The sequence below is a fragment of the Bifidobacterium sp. ESL0798 genome (genome assembly GCF_029395415.1).
Taxonomy (GTDB): Bacteria; Actinomycetota; Actinomycetes; order Actinomycetales; family Bifidobacteriaceae; genus Bifidobacterium.
In genome coordinates, this window is the sequence record NZ_CP113914.1 from 291391 (window position 1) to 305785 (window position 14395).

A 14395-nucleotide genomic window follows, 5' to 3' on the forward strand; every position below is an offset into this window, starting at 1 on the left:
GTTACACGAACTAGACGATAACATAATAGTCTCCCGGAAATGGATTCATCAACTTTGATTAGTTGGATATAGGGAATTCCTTCGAAACGCCGGATTTTGGCGGATTGGCCGGCTGTGTCCGTATTGCTCTTGGCTCAATGGACATTCTTCGGTTTTGCTGTCAGACGAATGTTGTTTTCCGTGAGGCCTAACGCTATGTTGCTTTAAAAAATCGCCGCTATTGGCGTATACTAGGTAAGTTGCGCGTTCGGTGGGGTCGGGGCGCGCCAACTGTTGCCACACCCCTGGAGTGCTTGGGACAGCAAAAGCATATTGAGGTTTGAAGAATTTGCAAGAAGAACGCGTATCTACACAGACAAAACTATCCATCGCCGCGGCGGCGTTGCTTTCGTTTACGGGCATCCTTACCGAGACGTCGTTGAACGTCACGTTCCCGACGATGACACGAGAATTCGGTCTGCCGCTTTCGACCATCCAGTTGCTGACTTCCGGCTACCTGCTGATGGTCACCATCGTGATGAGCACGTCGTCGTTCCTGCTCAAGCGTTTTGACACCCGCCTGCTCTTCCGTTGTGCGATCATCGTCAGCATCGTCGGCACCGTGCTGTGCTGTCTGCCGCTCAACTACTGGCTGTTGCTGCTTGGCCGTCTGCTTCAGGCGGCGGCTACGGGCGTTTCCACTCCTTTGATGATCAATGTCATTCTTGCGCTGGTGCCGGTGAGCCGACGCGGCACCTACGTCGGTGTGGCAAACATGGTCACGTCTTTCGCCCCCGCGCTCGGCCCCACCTACGGCGGCCTCATCAATTACTACTTCTCCTGGCGCATCATTTTCGTATTCACGCTGCCGCTGCTTATCGTCGCGTGGGTCTTGGGAGAGACGAACCTGCGGCTGAAGGCGCAGGGAGCCGGCAAGTCTTTCGATGGCATCGGATTGGTGCTGCTGAGCTTCTTCATGATCAGCTTCACCGAGATCTTCGACCAGTTCGGAGCCGACGGCGGTTGGTCGTACAAGGTGGCTGTCGCCATCTGCGTGGCGGTGGTGCTGCTCGCGCTGTTCATCTGGCGTTGTCTCGCCTCCAAGTCGCCGCTACTCAACCTGCGTCTGTTCAAGAACCCGATCGTGAGCCTGCGTGGCGCGAACTACGCCATTCTCCAGTTCATCAACATCGGCAGCTCCTTCCTTCTGCCGGTTTTCGCCGAAAACTTCCTTGGCATCGATTCGCTGGCCGCTGGGCTGATGCTCCTGCCCGGTTCGTTGCTTGGTGCCGCCATCGCCCCGTTCGTGGGCCGGCTCTACGACCGCCGCGGCCCGACGTTGGTGCTTCTGATCTCCAACATCTCGCTGATCGTCGGAGCCTCGGCTTTGTGGGCGATGACCGGCAAAGCGACCGTGGTGATTCTGACCCTGCTCTATATGTTCCTGCGTGCCGGTTTCAACTTCGGTTACGGCAACACGATGTCGGACGCCAGCAAATTTGTCGCCGGTCCGCAACAGACCGATTTCAACTCGCTGTTCAACGTGCTGCAGCAGTATGCCGGATCGTTGGGAACGACGGTGCTTTCCGCCTCGCTTTCCTTCAGCGAAGCCCGCATTCCGCACAACGTCAAAGCGGCGTCGGTGGCTGGAGCCAGCAATGCCTTCGCTCTGCTGATCGTGCTTTCGCTGGTGGCGCTCTGCATCACGCTTGTTTCCATCAAGGTTCGCAAAACTCCGTCCGTCGGAATGCAGGCTGTAGAGGTGTGACCGGTCGCTTCGTGCGAGGTCGCGCCTTCTCTGTCGCTTTTTACTTGCTTGTGTGGGGCTGCTAAGTAAAAGACACATTTACAGCCTCTATTTGTCGCTTTTTATTTGGATACCACAGCAAGCAAAAAGCGACAATTACGGCCATTAGCGGGAATGCAGTCGATGGAGGGGTGAGTGGTTTCTGCGCTTCATTAATCCTTACGGGTTATTTAGATCAGTCAGATCCGGTATGTGCCGCGTGGTTTGCTATTGATGCGGATACATTTAGGATACTTCGCATTATCGCGGAAATTGCCTCGAAAAATCAAAAATCCGCGGAACCTTGCGATTCTGCGGATTTCATCTGTGCCCCCACGGGGATTCGAACCCCGGACACGCTGATTAAGAGTCAGCTGCTCTAACCAGCTGAGCTATAGGGGCGCTGGTCTAAACTACAAGAGCCAAGAAAACAGTATACATACGCTTCCGATATTGTGCAAGGCGGTGTGTCGCCCCGGGTCTTGTCTTCATGGCCTTGGGAGAATCGTTCGGGTGTGCTCTTTCACGTGGGAAAAGCAATGGCGGTTTGGCCATCGTTGCTCGACGGATGGATTGTTGTATGTGGAATCGTATTTTCCTGATTATTGATTAAGAACGTTTGCCGGCTTTTATATGGTTCATCATTATCAGATAATTTAATATGGTTTGGATGGAGCGTCTTCCCTGATTGAGCGATAGCCATCTTCTTAATTCAGTAGAAGCGTCAGTGGAATTCGGAATAGTGCCGACGGGTTTTATGGGCAACGCATAGGTGATTTTTAGGCTAAATTTCAATAAATCGTTGAATTAAAAAGTGATTTATATAACAAAAATATGAAAAAGAATAAGAAATAACCAAAATCGGAATGTTGCAACGACTTGGCGAGATAGGATTCTTCCTATCGGATATGAATATGTTCAACGTTTGAGCATAGCATTTTCGAATAATGACTAAGAACGATAGATGTTCTGTGCCTAAGCTACGCGGTTGTGGCGATGGTGCATGCGTCGCACTCGAGAAGGAGGAATAATGGAATTCTCTCTTACGGCAAAATTGGCTGCCGAATTCATCGGCACCGCTTTTCTGATGATATTCGGCAACGGTGCGGTCGCCAACACCGAACTCAAAGGCACGAAGGGTCATGGTACCGGTTGGCTCAACATAGCGATGGGCTACGGTTTCGGCGTGATGTTCCCGGTCATGATGATTGGTTCCGTCTCAGGTGCGCATATCAACCCCGCGATGACCATCGGCCAGGCCGTCAATGGCCTGTTCCCATGGTCCGAGGTCATGCCGTATATCATCGCGCAGCTTCTTGGTGCTGCTCTGGGCCAGCTGATCATCTACATCACTTATCTCCCGTACTACAAGATGGAGACCAGCCCGGACGCCATTTTTGCGACGTTCAGCACCACTGAGGCCTCCGGCAACAAAGTCGTCTACTTCCTCAACGAGCTCTTCGGCACCCTCGTTCTCGTGCTCGGCGCCCTGTGCATGCTCTCTCTGCCTTGGGGCAAGAAGGACCCGGCGGCTGCAGCCATCGTCGTCGGCCTTATCGTTTGGGGCCTTGTGACCTCCATGGGCGGCTCCACTGGCCCCGGCCTCAATCCGGCTCGTGACCTTGTGCCGCGCTTCCTGCACTGGATCCTCCCCATCCCCAACAAGGGCACTTCTCGCTGGGGCGAGGCCTGGATCCCGGTCGTGGCCCCGATTGTCGGCGCCATCATCGGCGCGTGGATTTTCAAGGTCTGCTTCGGCTGATTCGCCCAAGGTTCCAAAGGCTTTATCTTTTATAGCTAACTATGACGGCGCGGTCTGTGATTCGCAGATTGTGCCGTTTTATTGGCTTTGGCACTTGGCTTGAGGCTTTTGTGGTTTGCGTTCTGGCCAGTCTGGGTTCTGACCGAGGAATACTGAAAACAGTTTTATCGAAAATTCCGCTACGAAAAGACCTCACATTTCGGTTATTCCTCGGTTATTTTCGTTTGCCATGATTATGAAAATTGGCGACATGCAGATTTTTCTCGTCATAAAGAATCTCTATTATTGACCCCGTAACGATTGAAGCCTTAGGCGGGAGACAATGTGAAACGTGGGGATCGGTCAGAGGCGAGGTCTCCGCGCCGCAAAAAACCGGTGAAGAAATCTCCGACGAACGCTGCGTTGGGAGAGTCCGGCAAGGTCGTTTCGGCTTTTTTGCGTTGGCTCGGCAGCACATTGCTTGCCGGTATTCGTTGGTGCAACCACTCCGTACGGCGCGGGTTTCGGGCGCTTCGCAGGTTTTGGGATTGGGCCCGGCAACAAAGGCTTCGCATAAATCACGCGACAAAACCGATACGGATTCGACGTCTCGTCGTGCCGCGGCCCACGGCGTCCAGAATTCCCGCGTAAGAATGCCGCGTCAGGATTCTGCGATATCGCAAGGCTTCATCGGCTCCGTTCTCGGAAACGACAGCGCCGGAAATTCAGCTCGAAAACCTGGTGCTGGGCGAAGGTTCGGCAATGCCTCGCCATCGCGGACGCGTCCTGTGCCGAAGTCCGTTTATCTTGTACGCCGCGTCGTCGTGGCTGTGGTGGCTTTGGTAGTGGTCGTCGCCATCGTCCTGGGCTGCAGGGCCGTGATATCGGCCGTCGGCCATCACAATGATTTGGCAAGCGGGCAAAACTCTTCTCAGGCTGCCAAGAAACAGAAGCGAACGAATCCATCAAAAGACACCGGTAGAAGGAAACCGCCGAAACCAGATACCAGCAAGGCGAGCGGGCAGGAGGCCCTGACCGACCATAGCCGCGCAGTGATCGCCGCGGCGGCGCAGAAAACCGCTGCTGCCAGCGGCAAGCAGGTTCGCCAGTACTCGTACTGTGTGAGCGGCAAGGGCGATGTCGGCGATGCCGGTGTGATCCAGAGTTTTGAAAACGTCGTGTTCCGTACGTTGAACGATCCGCGCGGATGGCCTCGTGCCGGCGCCACGTTTACGTATAACGCCGATTCAAGTCATTGCGATTTTACCGTCTATCTTGCCCAGGCCTCACAGATGCAGACGTTTTCAGCCAATTGTTCCAATAGCTACAGCTGTTGCGTAGGCGACAACGTCATCATCAATCAGGACCGCTACAACGAGGCGACGCCGCAATTGCTCTCAGCGGGCATGAGTCTTGACCGTTACCGCGAAATGGTTATCAACCACGAGACGGGCCACCGCCTCGGCCATCTTGACAACCAGCCTTCATGCCCAGCTTCGGGGTCGCCCGCGCCGCTGATGCAGGAGCAATCGATGAGCCTGCGCGGCTGCACGCCCAACGAATGGCCGTTGGATTCAGAGCTGTGGGTGAAATGACCGGGCGTACGGGTCGTTTCGCACCCACACCTTCCGGCCGGATGCATATTGGCAACGTTTACGCGATGCTTGCGGCTTGGCTTTCGGCGCATGCCGGCAACAGGGGCGGGCAATGCGGCAAAGTGCTGCTGCGTATCGAGGACGTCGACGGGCCTCGGGCGGTGAAGGATGCTGACAAGTGGATCATGGACGATTTGCATTGGCTCGGGTTGGACTGGGACGGTGAGCCGGTCTATCAGTCTCAGCGTACGGAAATCTACGAGGAGGCGCTACGCTCGCTGGAGTCGATGAGTCTTGGGGATGCTGAGTCTGCGGTCGTATTGCCATCCGATAATGACATTGAGTTCGATGGATATGTGCTATCCGATCGTCATTCGTCTCTGTCTGATTTCCCGCTCGTCTACCCGTGTTTCTGCTCGCGTGCCGATTTGCGCGCGGCCTCGGCGCCGCAGGAGGGCGACCGGTTCCTGATCTATCCCGGAACGTGCCGGAGGCTTCTGGCCGAGCGGCCTGACGTTGTGCGCTCGCGGTTGGAAGCCGGGAAGCGTCATTCGTGGCGTATAGCGGTCCCGGAAGCCGGGGTGCCGGGAAGTGTTGTCGAATTTGATGACGCGGTATTTGGCAAGCAGCGTTTCGATTTATCGCGTGAGGTCGGCGATACGGTGATTCGGCGTTCGGACGGCATCTTTTCCTACCAGCTGGCGGTGGTGGTCGATGATCTGTTGATGGGGGTCAACGACATCGTACGCGGCCGCGATTTGCTGCGTTCCACGGCCCTGCAGATTTGGATTCGACGTGCGTTGGTGGCCTCCGGTTTCGCCGCAAAATACGGGATTGACGGAAACGTCGATAGGATTTCTTCACCGGAAAATAGGTGTAATGCAGACAGTGATGATGGGGCAATCGCGCAAGGCTCAGGTGAACCGGCCGGCATGATTTCAGCGGTGAACCCCGCCTACGCCCATCTTCCGCTGATCGACGACCCTGCGGGTGTGCGTCTGGCCAAGCGCAAACATTCACTGGATATCGCAGCGTTGCGTGCCGATGGGGTCCGTCCGGAGCAGATTATCGGGTATTGTGCATGGTTGCTTGGCATTCGCACAACTGGGGCTGTCCACATTTCGGACACTTCCGCGCCGGTTGCGATGAGCGCACGAGAGGCCTTGGAATGCTTCACTTTTGACGATATTCGTGCGAACAAATCCGACCGCATTCTAAGCCCGGATTGGGCAGATGAAGTTGACAGGCCGAAAAACGGAAGTGTAGCCTAAGCATCAATAACTAAAAAACACTACAAACCGATGAAGCGGGGAAGTAGACGGAAACGCGCGATGAGCGAGCCTGGGATGGTGAGAGCCGGGACGAGATGCGAACCGTTGAGTGGGCCGCTGAGGGCGCACCGATTGGCTGGATTTTGGCCATGAGGCTGCGACGTAAGGCATACGTCAGTTGCCGGGGATGTGTTGGCATTCCGATAAGGGCACGGGAGACCGTGAACCAAGGTGGCACCGCGGGCATATATTCGCTCGTCCTTGGCTGTAATTGACAGCTGGGACGGGCTTTTTTAGTCCCTGAATGAGGCGAAAGCCTTCAGGAGGTGCCCATGATGAGCATGAGTGCGGAAGCTGGTGCGGGTTCGGACGGCGATGCGGCCGTGCGGGGCGTTGTCGGTAGCAAGAGCCGTTACGCTGGCATTCGGCCGACGCTTGATGAAGTGCGCGAGTTGGCTGGTACCGGCAAATACCGCCGTATCCCGGTGATGCGCGAGCTGCTTGCCGACCGTCTGACCACCATCGAGGCGATGCGCCGGGTGCGTGCCGCTTCCAATCACTGCTTCCTTCTGGAAAGCGCCGAAGCCGACCAGCGTATGGGACGCTACAGCTTCCTAGGGTTTGCGCCGACGCTGGAACTGACCTGCAAAGCCGGGGAGCTGAGCATCAAGCGCGTCGCTCCTGCCGGCTCGTCGGACGGCGACGTCGTGGTCGAGCGCAGGCATGTCAATCATCCGAGCGATGCGATTCGCAAGGTACTCGCCCAATATGCCAGCCCGCGGCTCGAAGGCTTCCCTCCGTTCGCCGGCGGCTTGGTGGGCTACTTCTCCTTCGGCTATTTCGCATATGCCGAGCCGACGTTGCGGCAGAAAACCCGGGACCCCAAGGCCTTGCCTGATGTCGATCTGATGCTCTTCGACCAGCTCATCTCCTTTGATTCCTACCGTCAGCGCCTCCAGCTGATCGCCGGGGTCGATACCGATGATGTGGACGCCTCCTACGAGCGCGCCGTCGCCCAGATCGAGGGAATGCAACAGATTCTCGAGAACGGTAAGCGCTACGATTTTAAGCCGCTGGAACTTCAGGGCGAATTGCAGCTCACGCTCAACCGCGAGCAGTACGGTTCGATGGTCAAGAAGGCGAAGGAGCACATCTACGCCGGCGATATCTTCCAGGTCGTGCTTTCCAATCCCAGCACTGCTCTGGCCTCGGGAAGCCTGTTCGACGCCTACCGTCTCATGCGGGCCGAAAACCCGAGTCCTTACATGGTCTTCATGTCCAGCGACGATATCGAAATCGCCGCCGCCTCGCCCGAGACGCTGGTACGGCTCGAAGACGGCAAGCTGCTGACTTATCCGCTGGCCGGCACCCGCCCGCGCGGTGCGACGCCGGAAGAGGACAAGCGCATCGAACAGGATTTGCTCAGCGACGAAAAGGAACTGGCCGAGCACAACATGCTGGTCGACCTCGGACGTAACGACATCGGCCGTGTCTCGCAGCTTGGCAGCGTCGAAGTGGAACGGCTGCACGATATCCTGCGCTTCTCGCATGTCATGCATATTGGTTCCACAGTCGCGGGCAAGCTCGCTGACGGTAAGGATGCGCTCGACGTCATCGACGCGGTGCTGCCGGCCGGCACGCTTTCCGGGGCCCCGAAAATCCGCGCCTGCCAGATCATCGCGGAACTTGAAAATTCCCCGCGCGACATCTACGGCGGGGCCATCGGCTACCTCGACTTCTCCGGCAATCTTGACACCTGCATCGGCATCCGCTTGGCGTTCAAGCACGATGGCAAGGTGACGGTGCAATCCGGCGCGGGCATTGTCGCCGATTCCGACCCGAACAAGGAATTCGAGGAATGCCGCAACAAGGCGCTCGCCGTCGTGGACGCCATCAACCAGGCGAACGGAGGCCTGAAATGATTACCATCGTCGACAATTACGACAGCTTCTCCTACAATCTCTACCAGCTCATCGGCTCCATCGATCCGAACATCAAGGTGGTGCGCAACGACGACCTCGACGTGGCCGGGCTTGCCGCGCTTGGCTCCGACGGTATCGTGCTTTCGCCTGGTCCGGGCAAGCCCGCAGATGCCGGAATCTGCGAAGACGTGGTGCGTGAACTGGGCGGGAAACTGCCGATTCTGGGCGTCTGCCTCGGTCATCAGGCCATCTGCGAGGCGCTGGGCGGCAAGGTCATCCCCGCCGCGGAACTCATGCACGGCAAGGCTTCGCCGGTCGAGCTGCGCGACGATTGCCAGCTGTTCGCAGGCATGCCGCGTGAAATCCAAGCCGCGCGTTACCACTCGCTTGAGGCCGACAAGGCGACGTTGCCGAAAACGTTGCGCGTCGTCGCCCGCACGCTCGGCACCGATGAAATCATGGCCGTGGCCCACGTTACGGACCCGACGTTCGGTGTCCAATTTCACCCCGAAAGCATCCTGACCCCGCTCGGCAAAGACATTCTCAGGAATTTCATCGATGTTGTCGAAAGGTTCGGCAATTGAGCATAAATCTTTAGTTTTCAATATTCAGCAATTATTCAATTAGTAATACAAGATTATCCATCAATCAATAACAAGGAAGTCATGATGATCAGTGAAGCCATCGTCAAAATCGTCAACAAGCACGACCTCACCTACGACGAGGCCTACCATGCGATGAAGGAGATCATGGGCGGCGAATCGACGCCGACCCAGAACGCGGCCTTCCTCGCGGCGCTTTCCACCAAATCGGCCGAGGCCGAGACCATCGACGAGATCGCGGGCTGCGCGGCCGCCATGCGCGAACTGGCCACCCCCGTGCCGCATCCCGGTATCGAGACCATCGATATCGTGGGCACCGGCGGCGATGGCGCCAACACCTTCAACATCTCCACCACCGCGGCCCTGATTTCGGCGGCGGCTGGTGCTCACGTCAGCAAGCACGGCAACCGCGCGGCCAGCTCGCAGTGTGGCACTGCCGACTGTCTCGAAGCCTTGGGCGCGAACATTTCGCTCTCTCCCGATGAAGCGCTCGACCTGCTCAAGGCCGACAACTTCACCTTCCTCTTCGCCCAGCGCTACCACACCGCGATGCGCTACGTCGGCCCGATTCGCAAGGAACTCGGCTTCCGCACCGTCTTCAACATTCTGGGGCCCCTGACCAACCCGGCGCGTCCCGAATATTTCCTGCTCGGCGTCTACGACGAATATCTCGTGGAGCCCATCGCCCATGTGCTCGAAAGCCTAGGCGTCAAGCGTGCGCTGGTTGTCTACGGCCGCGACAAGATGGACGAGGTCTCGCTTTCCGCCGAAACAGCCGCCTGCGAGCTGCGCGACGGCGAATACCACCCGATGACCCTGACACCCGAGGAATTCGGCCTGACCCGCTGTGAGAAGAAAGACCTGCTCGGTGGCACTCCGCCGCAGAACGCCGCCATCACCCGTGCCGTCCTTGGGGGCAAGGAGACCGGGCCGAAGCTGGAAGCCGCGCTTTTCAACGCCGCCTGTGCGCTCTATGTTTCGGGTGTTGCGGACTCGATCGGCGAAGGCGTGGAACTGGGCCGCGAGCAAATCGCCTCCGGTGCCGCGATGAAGACGCTCGAGGCGTTCGTCGCCGGCTCGCAGAAGTTCGCCAAGGCCGACGCCGAAAAGTGATGGGTGAAAAGTGGCGGGAAGTTTACGAATGGGTTGTCTCATGGCCGACATTGGTTTGTGCGTTCGTGAACTTCTCGCCCCTAACGGCGCCGATACAGAGTTGAATGGCAATAGATTCACCGCATATTGTTAAACGTATGACATTGGTTTGTGAATATGTGGCTGTCGATATCCGCAATAAGAAGGTGCAAAGGTAATGGCTGATTCCGAGAATATTCTGCAGCGTATCGCCGCGAAAACCCGCGAACGCGTGGCTGAGGAAAAGGCGCAGACTCCGCAGAGCGTGGTGGAGGTTCAGGCTCGTGAGGTCGCCGCACGAAAGGTAGCAGCGGGGGAGGTCGGCGACGCGGCGTTCCCGTTCGAACGTGCGTTGAAGGCTCCCGGCATGAGCTTCATCTGCGAGCTCAAGAAGGCCTCGCCCAGCAAGGGCCTCATCGCGCCGGATTATCCCTACCTCAGCATCGCCCGCGACTACGAAAAGGCCGGGGCGGCGGCCATCAGCTGCCTGACCGAACCGACGTGGTTCAAAGGTTCCAACGAGCATCTGCGGCAGGTCGCGGCGGCGGTCGATATCCCGGTGCTGCGCAAGGACTTCATCGTCGACGAATACATGATCTTTGAGGCCCGTGCGTGCGGCGCCTCGGCCGTTCTGCTCATCTGCTCGATTCTCGATGATAAGCAGATTGCGGATTACATCGCGCTCGCCCACGAACTCGGCATGAATGCCCTGGTAGAGGCCTACCAACCCGAAGAGGTGCCACGGGCGATGGATGCCGGTGCCAGGATCGTTGGCGTCAACAACCGTGACCTGCGCAATTTCGAAGTGGATTTCGAGCGCAGCATCAAGCTACGCCCGACTGTCGGTCTCGACCGTGTCTTCGTTTCGGAATCGGGTGTGCGTACCCGTGCCGACGTTGAGGAACTTGAGGCTGCTGGCGTCGATGCAGTGCTGATCGGCGAGACGCTGATGCGTTCTCCCGACAAGACCGCGGCTCTTGCCGAGCTTCGCGGTGGCCCTGCGAATAATCCCGTTGCGGCGCAGAAGTAAGAAGCGGGAATAATGGACAATCCAACTGCATCGGCTCGGGCTACGTCTGAGGAACCGTCCGATATCCACGTGCCGTTTGAAGACAACGCAAGTATTTGCAATGCCATTGAAGGACGTGAATCTTCATTAAACGGCGACGCAAGTGCGCAATCGTCAAACGCCTACAAAGTCAAGCTTTGCGGGCTGAAACGTGAGCAGGATATGGACGCCGCTTTGGCGGCCGGTAGCGATGCCGTCGGATTCATTATCGACTTCCCCAAATCGCACCGTTCGATTTCGCCCGAACGCGCGGCCGAGCTGGTCAAATATATGAAGGCCCAAGCCTGCGAAACCGGCGTGAATCCACCGGCTGCGGTAGGGGTGTTTGTTGACCAACCTGCCCGGCGCGTGGCGGAAATCGTGAGTGATGCAGACCTTGACGTGGTTCAGTTGCATGGCCATGAGAATGAGGATTATCTCTCCGAATTATGCGAGCTAGTAACCGTTCCAATCATGCAGGCTTTCAAGGTGCGCGAGGCGTTGGATGTGGCCGAGGCTCTCGAATCGTCGGCCGACATGGTGCTGCTTGACGCCGGAGCGGGCGATGGCAAGACCTTTGACTGGTCACTCGTTCGTGATGTGAATCGTCCGTTCATGTTGGCCGGCGGACTCACTCCGGACAATGTGGCCGAAGCCATCCGAGCGACGCACCCCTTCGGTGTCGATATGAGTTCTGGTGTTGAAACTGACCATCTCAAGGACCCTGACAAGATGTCTGCCGCAGTCAAGGCGGTGCGGGACGTTTCGAATAAGACGGAAACAGGCGATACCGATGATATGTAATGCGATAGCGAGGTTTACGGGGTAGACGTTTCGATGCTTTGGCCGCCAAATCCGGCTAATATCGCCGGTATCAACGACGTAATCAAATAATCAAAACCAACTGTATATAGTAAGGAGCAATCTCATGACGAATTCACCGAATTCAAAGGGGCGCTTCGGCATCCACGGGGGCCAGTACATCCCCGAGACGCTGATGGGCGCCGTGGGCGAGCTGGAGGAGGCCTACAATCATTACAAAAACGACCCCGATTTCCTCGCCGAACTCGACGACCTCGAGAAGAAGTACGCAGGCCGTCCGTCGCTGCTGTATTACGCAGAGAATATGACCCGCGACCTCGGCGGCGCGAAGGTCTATTTGAAGCGCGAGGACCTGAATCACACCGGCGCGCACAAGATCAACAACGTGCTCGGGCAGGCGCTGTTGGCCAAACGTATGGGCAAGACCCGGCTCATCGCCGAAACCGGCGCGGGCCAGCACGGCGTGGCCACCGCCACCGTTGCGGCGCTTTTCGGCATGGCGTGCGTGGTCTACATGGGCCAGGTCGATATGGAGCGTCAGGCGCTGAACGTCTACCGCATGCGTTTGCTCGGCGCGGAGGTGCGTGGGGTGACCACCGGCACCGGGACGCTCAAAGACGCGGTTTCCGAGACGTTCCGCGAATGGACGCGCCGCATCGACGACACCCATTACTGCCTCGGTTCGTGCATGGGTCCGCACCCCTTCCCGACCATGGTGCGCGACTTCCAGTCCGTCATTTCCAAGGAGGCCCGCGAGCAGATTCTCGAGGACGAAGGCAAGTTGCCCGCGGCCGTGATCGCGTGCGTCGGCGGCGGCTCCAACGCCATCGGCAGCTTCTACAACTTCATCGGAGACGAAGGAGTGAAACTCATCGGCTGCGAGGCTGCGGGTCGCGGCATCGACACCGACCGTACCGCCGCTACCATGAACACCGGCTCGCTTGGCATCTTCCACGGCATGAAAAGCTACTTCTGCCAGAACAAGTACGGCCAGATCGCGCCGGTCTATACCATTTCCGCCGGCCTCGACTACCCGGGCGTCGGCCCCGAGCATGCGGCGCTGAAGGATTCCGGCCGCGCCCAATACGTCGCCATCACTGACGACGAGGCCGTCGACGCCTTCGAATATCTGAGCCGTACCGAGGGCATCATCCCGGCCATCGAAAGCGCGCACGCCGTGGCCTACGCCGTGAAGCTCGTGCCGACGTTGTCCAAAGACCAAAATGTGATCGTCACTCTTTCCGGACGTGGCGACAAGGATGTGGCGGCCATCGCCCGCTACCGTGGGGAGGATCTTCATGACTGAAAACACCAATACCGCTTCCGCGCGCGCAGCAGCGGCCGAAGCGCGACTGTTTGCCAACAATGACGGCGATGCGCAGGGTTCGCGCCCGGCCGGCGACGCTGCGAAATCGCAACCCGTCGCGCCGCGCCGTTCCCGTATCGCGTCTGCATTCGCCAACCCTGACGGCAGCCGTCGCAAGGCCTTCATCCCGTTCGTCACGGTCGGCGATCCCTCGATTGCTCTGACCGAGAAACTGGTTCCGGCGATGATCGATGCCGGAGCGGACTTGATCGAGCTGGGCGTGCCCTTCTCCGACCCGACGGCCGAAGGTCCGGTCATCCAAGCGGCCAGCAACCGTGCGCTTTCCGCGGGCACCACCACCGACGACGCCTTCGCGCTGGTCGAGCGCCTGCGAGGCGAGCACAAGATCGAGACGCCGCTGGTCTTCATGACCTACGCCAACGTGCTCTATTCCTACGGTCTCGAGCGTTTCGCGCGCAGGGCGGCCGAAGTCGGGCTCGACGGCGTGATCCTGCCGGACGTGCCCCACGAGGAAAAGCCGGAGTTCGACGAGCCGTTGGCTGCCGCAGGGCTCGAGCTGGTCAGCCTCATCGCCCCGACTTCGCACGAGCGCATCCGCAGCATCGCCTCGGACGCCAAGGGCTTCATCTATTGCGTGAGCTCGCTGGGCGTCACCGGCGTGCGCAAGGAGATTACCGCCGATGTGGCCGGGATGGTGCGTGAGGTGCGCGCCGCCACCGACGTGCCGGCCGCCATCGGTTTCGGCATCTCCACCCCCGAGCAGGCCGCCGAGATGGCCGCCGATTCCGACGGTGCCATCGTCGGTTCGGCCATCGTGCGCATCGTCGGCAAGTACGGCGAGGACGCGGTGCCCTACGTCGCCGACTACGTCCGCTCGCTTGCCGGCGCGGTTCACGGTTTGAACTGAGGGTTTCGTAAGTAAAGTGCAACAGCATAAACGCGGACACATTCGTCATCCGACGGTGTGCCCGCATTTTGCTGCTGGTAAACGGTATCTGATTGATGGTCAGAGTTCGTTTTTCAACAGTAAATGTTGGGTTGCTGCGCTTGATAGTCGCCAAGAGCCCGTTTTATAGCATCGAGATGAATCGGGCGTGAATCATCGGTGGAATCGTGATTTGATTTTCAAATAATTTCTTCGCGATGACATGGGCATGCATAATATGGAGGC

The 14395-nt window shown here is 58.2% G+C and carries 11 protein-coding genes and 1 tRNA gene; 11 read left to right on the forward strand and 1 reads right to left on the reverse strand.

Annotated features, from left to right (window positions below; genetic code table 11):
- Positions 1-319 precede the first annotated feature (319 nt).
- Complete coding sequence (locus OZX74_RS01105; protein WP_277156769.1) at positions 320-1747, forward strand: MFS transporter; 1428 nt, start codon at positions 320-322, stop codon at positions 1745-1747.
- Between the two features lie 346 nt (positions 1748-2093).
- Here the strand turns inward: OZX74_RS01105 and OZX74_RS01110 are convergent.
- A tRNA-Lys gene (locus OZX74_RS01110) sits at positions 2094-2167 on the reverse strand.
- A 628-nt stretch (positions 2168-2795) separates the two neighbouring features.
- Between OZX74_RS01110 and OZX74_RS01115 the strand changes: the two genes are divergently transcribed.
- The 10 genes from OZX74_RS01115 (at position 2796) to trpA (ending at position 14131) form a co-directional block, all read left to right on the forward strand.
- The gene (locus OZX74_RS01115) at positions 2796-3527 is read left to right on the forward strand and encodes an MIP/aquaporin family protein (protein WP_277156770.1); all 732 of its coding nucleotides are present in this window, start codon (positions 2796-2798) and stop codon (positions 3525-3527) included.
- Positions 3528-4003: 476 nt separating this feature from the next.
- Positions 4004-5101 (forward strand): DUF3152 domain-containing protein, encoded by a 1098-nt coding sequence (locus tag OZX74_RS01120; RefSeq protein WP_277156771.1) that lies wholly within the window; start codon positions 4004-4006, stop codon positions 5099-5101.
- Entirely contained in the window at positions 5098-6372 is a 1275-nt protein-coding gene (locus OZX74_RS01125) for a glutamyl-Q tRNA(Asp) synthetase (protein ID WP_277157366.1), read from the forward strand. The genes OZX74_RS01120 and OZX74_RS01125 overlap by 4 nt, the downstream gene beginning before the upstream one ends.
- Positions 6373-6704: 332 nt before the next feature.
- Positions 6705-8294: an anthranilate synthase component I family protein gene (locus OZX74_RS01130; RefSeq protein WP_277156772.1), complete on the forward strand. Its 1590-nt coding sequence runs from the start codon at positions 6705-6707 to the stop codon at positions 8292-8294.
- Positions 8291-8878 carry an aminodeoxychorismate/anthranilate synthase component II gene (locus OZX74_RS01135; RefSeq protein WP_277156773.1) on the forward strand — a complete coding sequence of 196 codons (588 nt, stop codon included), beginning with the start codon at positions 8291-8293 and terminating at the stop codon, positions 8876-8878. Before OZX74_RS01130 ends, OZX74_RS01135 begins: the two co-directional genes overlap by 4 nt.
- Positions 8879-8959: 81 nt before the next feature.
- Positions 8960-10009 (forward strand): anthranilate phosphoribosyltransferase, encoded by a 1050-nt coding sequence (gene trpD, locus OZX74_RS01140; protein WP_277156774.1) that lies wholly within the window; start codon positions 8960-8962, stop codon positions 10007-10009.
- Positions 10010-10205: 196 nt separating this feature from the next.
- Positions 10206-11057 carry an indole-3-glycerol phosphate synthase TrpC gene (gene trpC / locus OZX74_RS01145; protein ID WP_277156775.1) on the forward strand — a complete coding sequence of 284 codons (852 nt, stop codon included), beginning with the start codon at positions 10206-10208 and terminating at the stop codon, positions 11055-11057.
- A gap of 12 nt (positions 11058-11069) precedes the next feature.
- Positions 11070-11879, forward strand: coding sequence for a phosphoribosylanthranilate isomerase (locus OZX74_RS01150; RefSeq protein ID WP_277156776.1), 810 nt, complete (start codon positions 11070-11072; stop codon positions 11877-11879).
- 124 nt (positions 11880-12003) lie between these two features.
- A complete protein-coding gene (gene trpB / locus OZX74_RS01155) occupies positions 12004-13203 on the forward strand; it encodes a tryptophan synthase subunit beta (RefSeq protein WP_277156777.1) in 1200 nt (399 codons plus the stop codon).
- A complete protein-coding gene (gene trpA / locus OZX74_RS01160; RefSeq protein ID WP_277156778.1) occupies positions 13196-14131 on the forward strand; it encodes a tryptophan synthase subunit alpha in 936 nt (311 codons plus the stop codon). Before trpB ends, trpA begins: the two co-directional genes overlap by 8 nt.
- Positions 14132-14395 lie beyond the last annotated feature (264 nt).

Coding starts and splice junctions, on each gene's coding strand:
- OZX74_RS01150 (WP_277156776.1), top strand. CDS start 11,070: ATGGACAATCCAACTGCATCGGCTCGGGCTACGTCTGAGGAACCGTCC.
- OZX74_RS01130 (WP_277156772.1), top strand. CDS start 6,705: ATGATGAGCATGAGTGCGGAAGCTGGTGCGGGTTCGGACGGCGATGCG.
- trpD (WP_277156774.1), top strand. CDS start 8,960: ATGATGATCAGTGAAGCCATCGTCAAAATCGTCAACAAGCACGACCTC.
- OZX74_RS01115 (WP_277156770.1), top strand. CDS start 2,796: ATGGAATTCTCTCTTACGGCAAAATTGGCTGCCGAATTCATCGGCACC.
- trpB (WP_277156777.1), top strand. CDS start 12,004: ATGACGAATTCACCGAATTCAAAGGGGCGCTTCGGCATCCACGGGGGC.
- trpA (WP_277156778.1), top strand. CDS start 13,196: ATGACTGAAAACACCAATACCGCTTCCGCGCGCGCAGCAGCGGCCGAA.
- OZX74_RS01135 (WP_277156773.1), top strand. CDS start 8,291: ATGATTACCATCGTCGACAATTACGACAGCTTCTCCTACAATCTCTAC.
- trpC (WP_277156775.1), top strand. CDS start 10,206: ATGGCTGATTCCGAGAATATTCTGCAGCGTATCGCCGCGAAAACCCGC.
- OZX74_RS01125 (WP_277157366.1), top strand. CDS start 5,098: ATGACCGGGCGTACGGGTCGTTTCGCACCCACACCTTCCGGCCGGATG.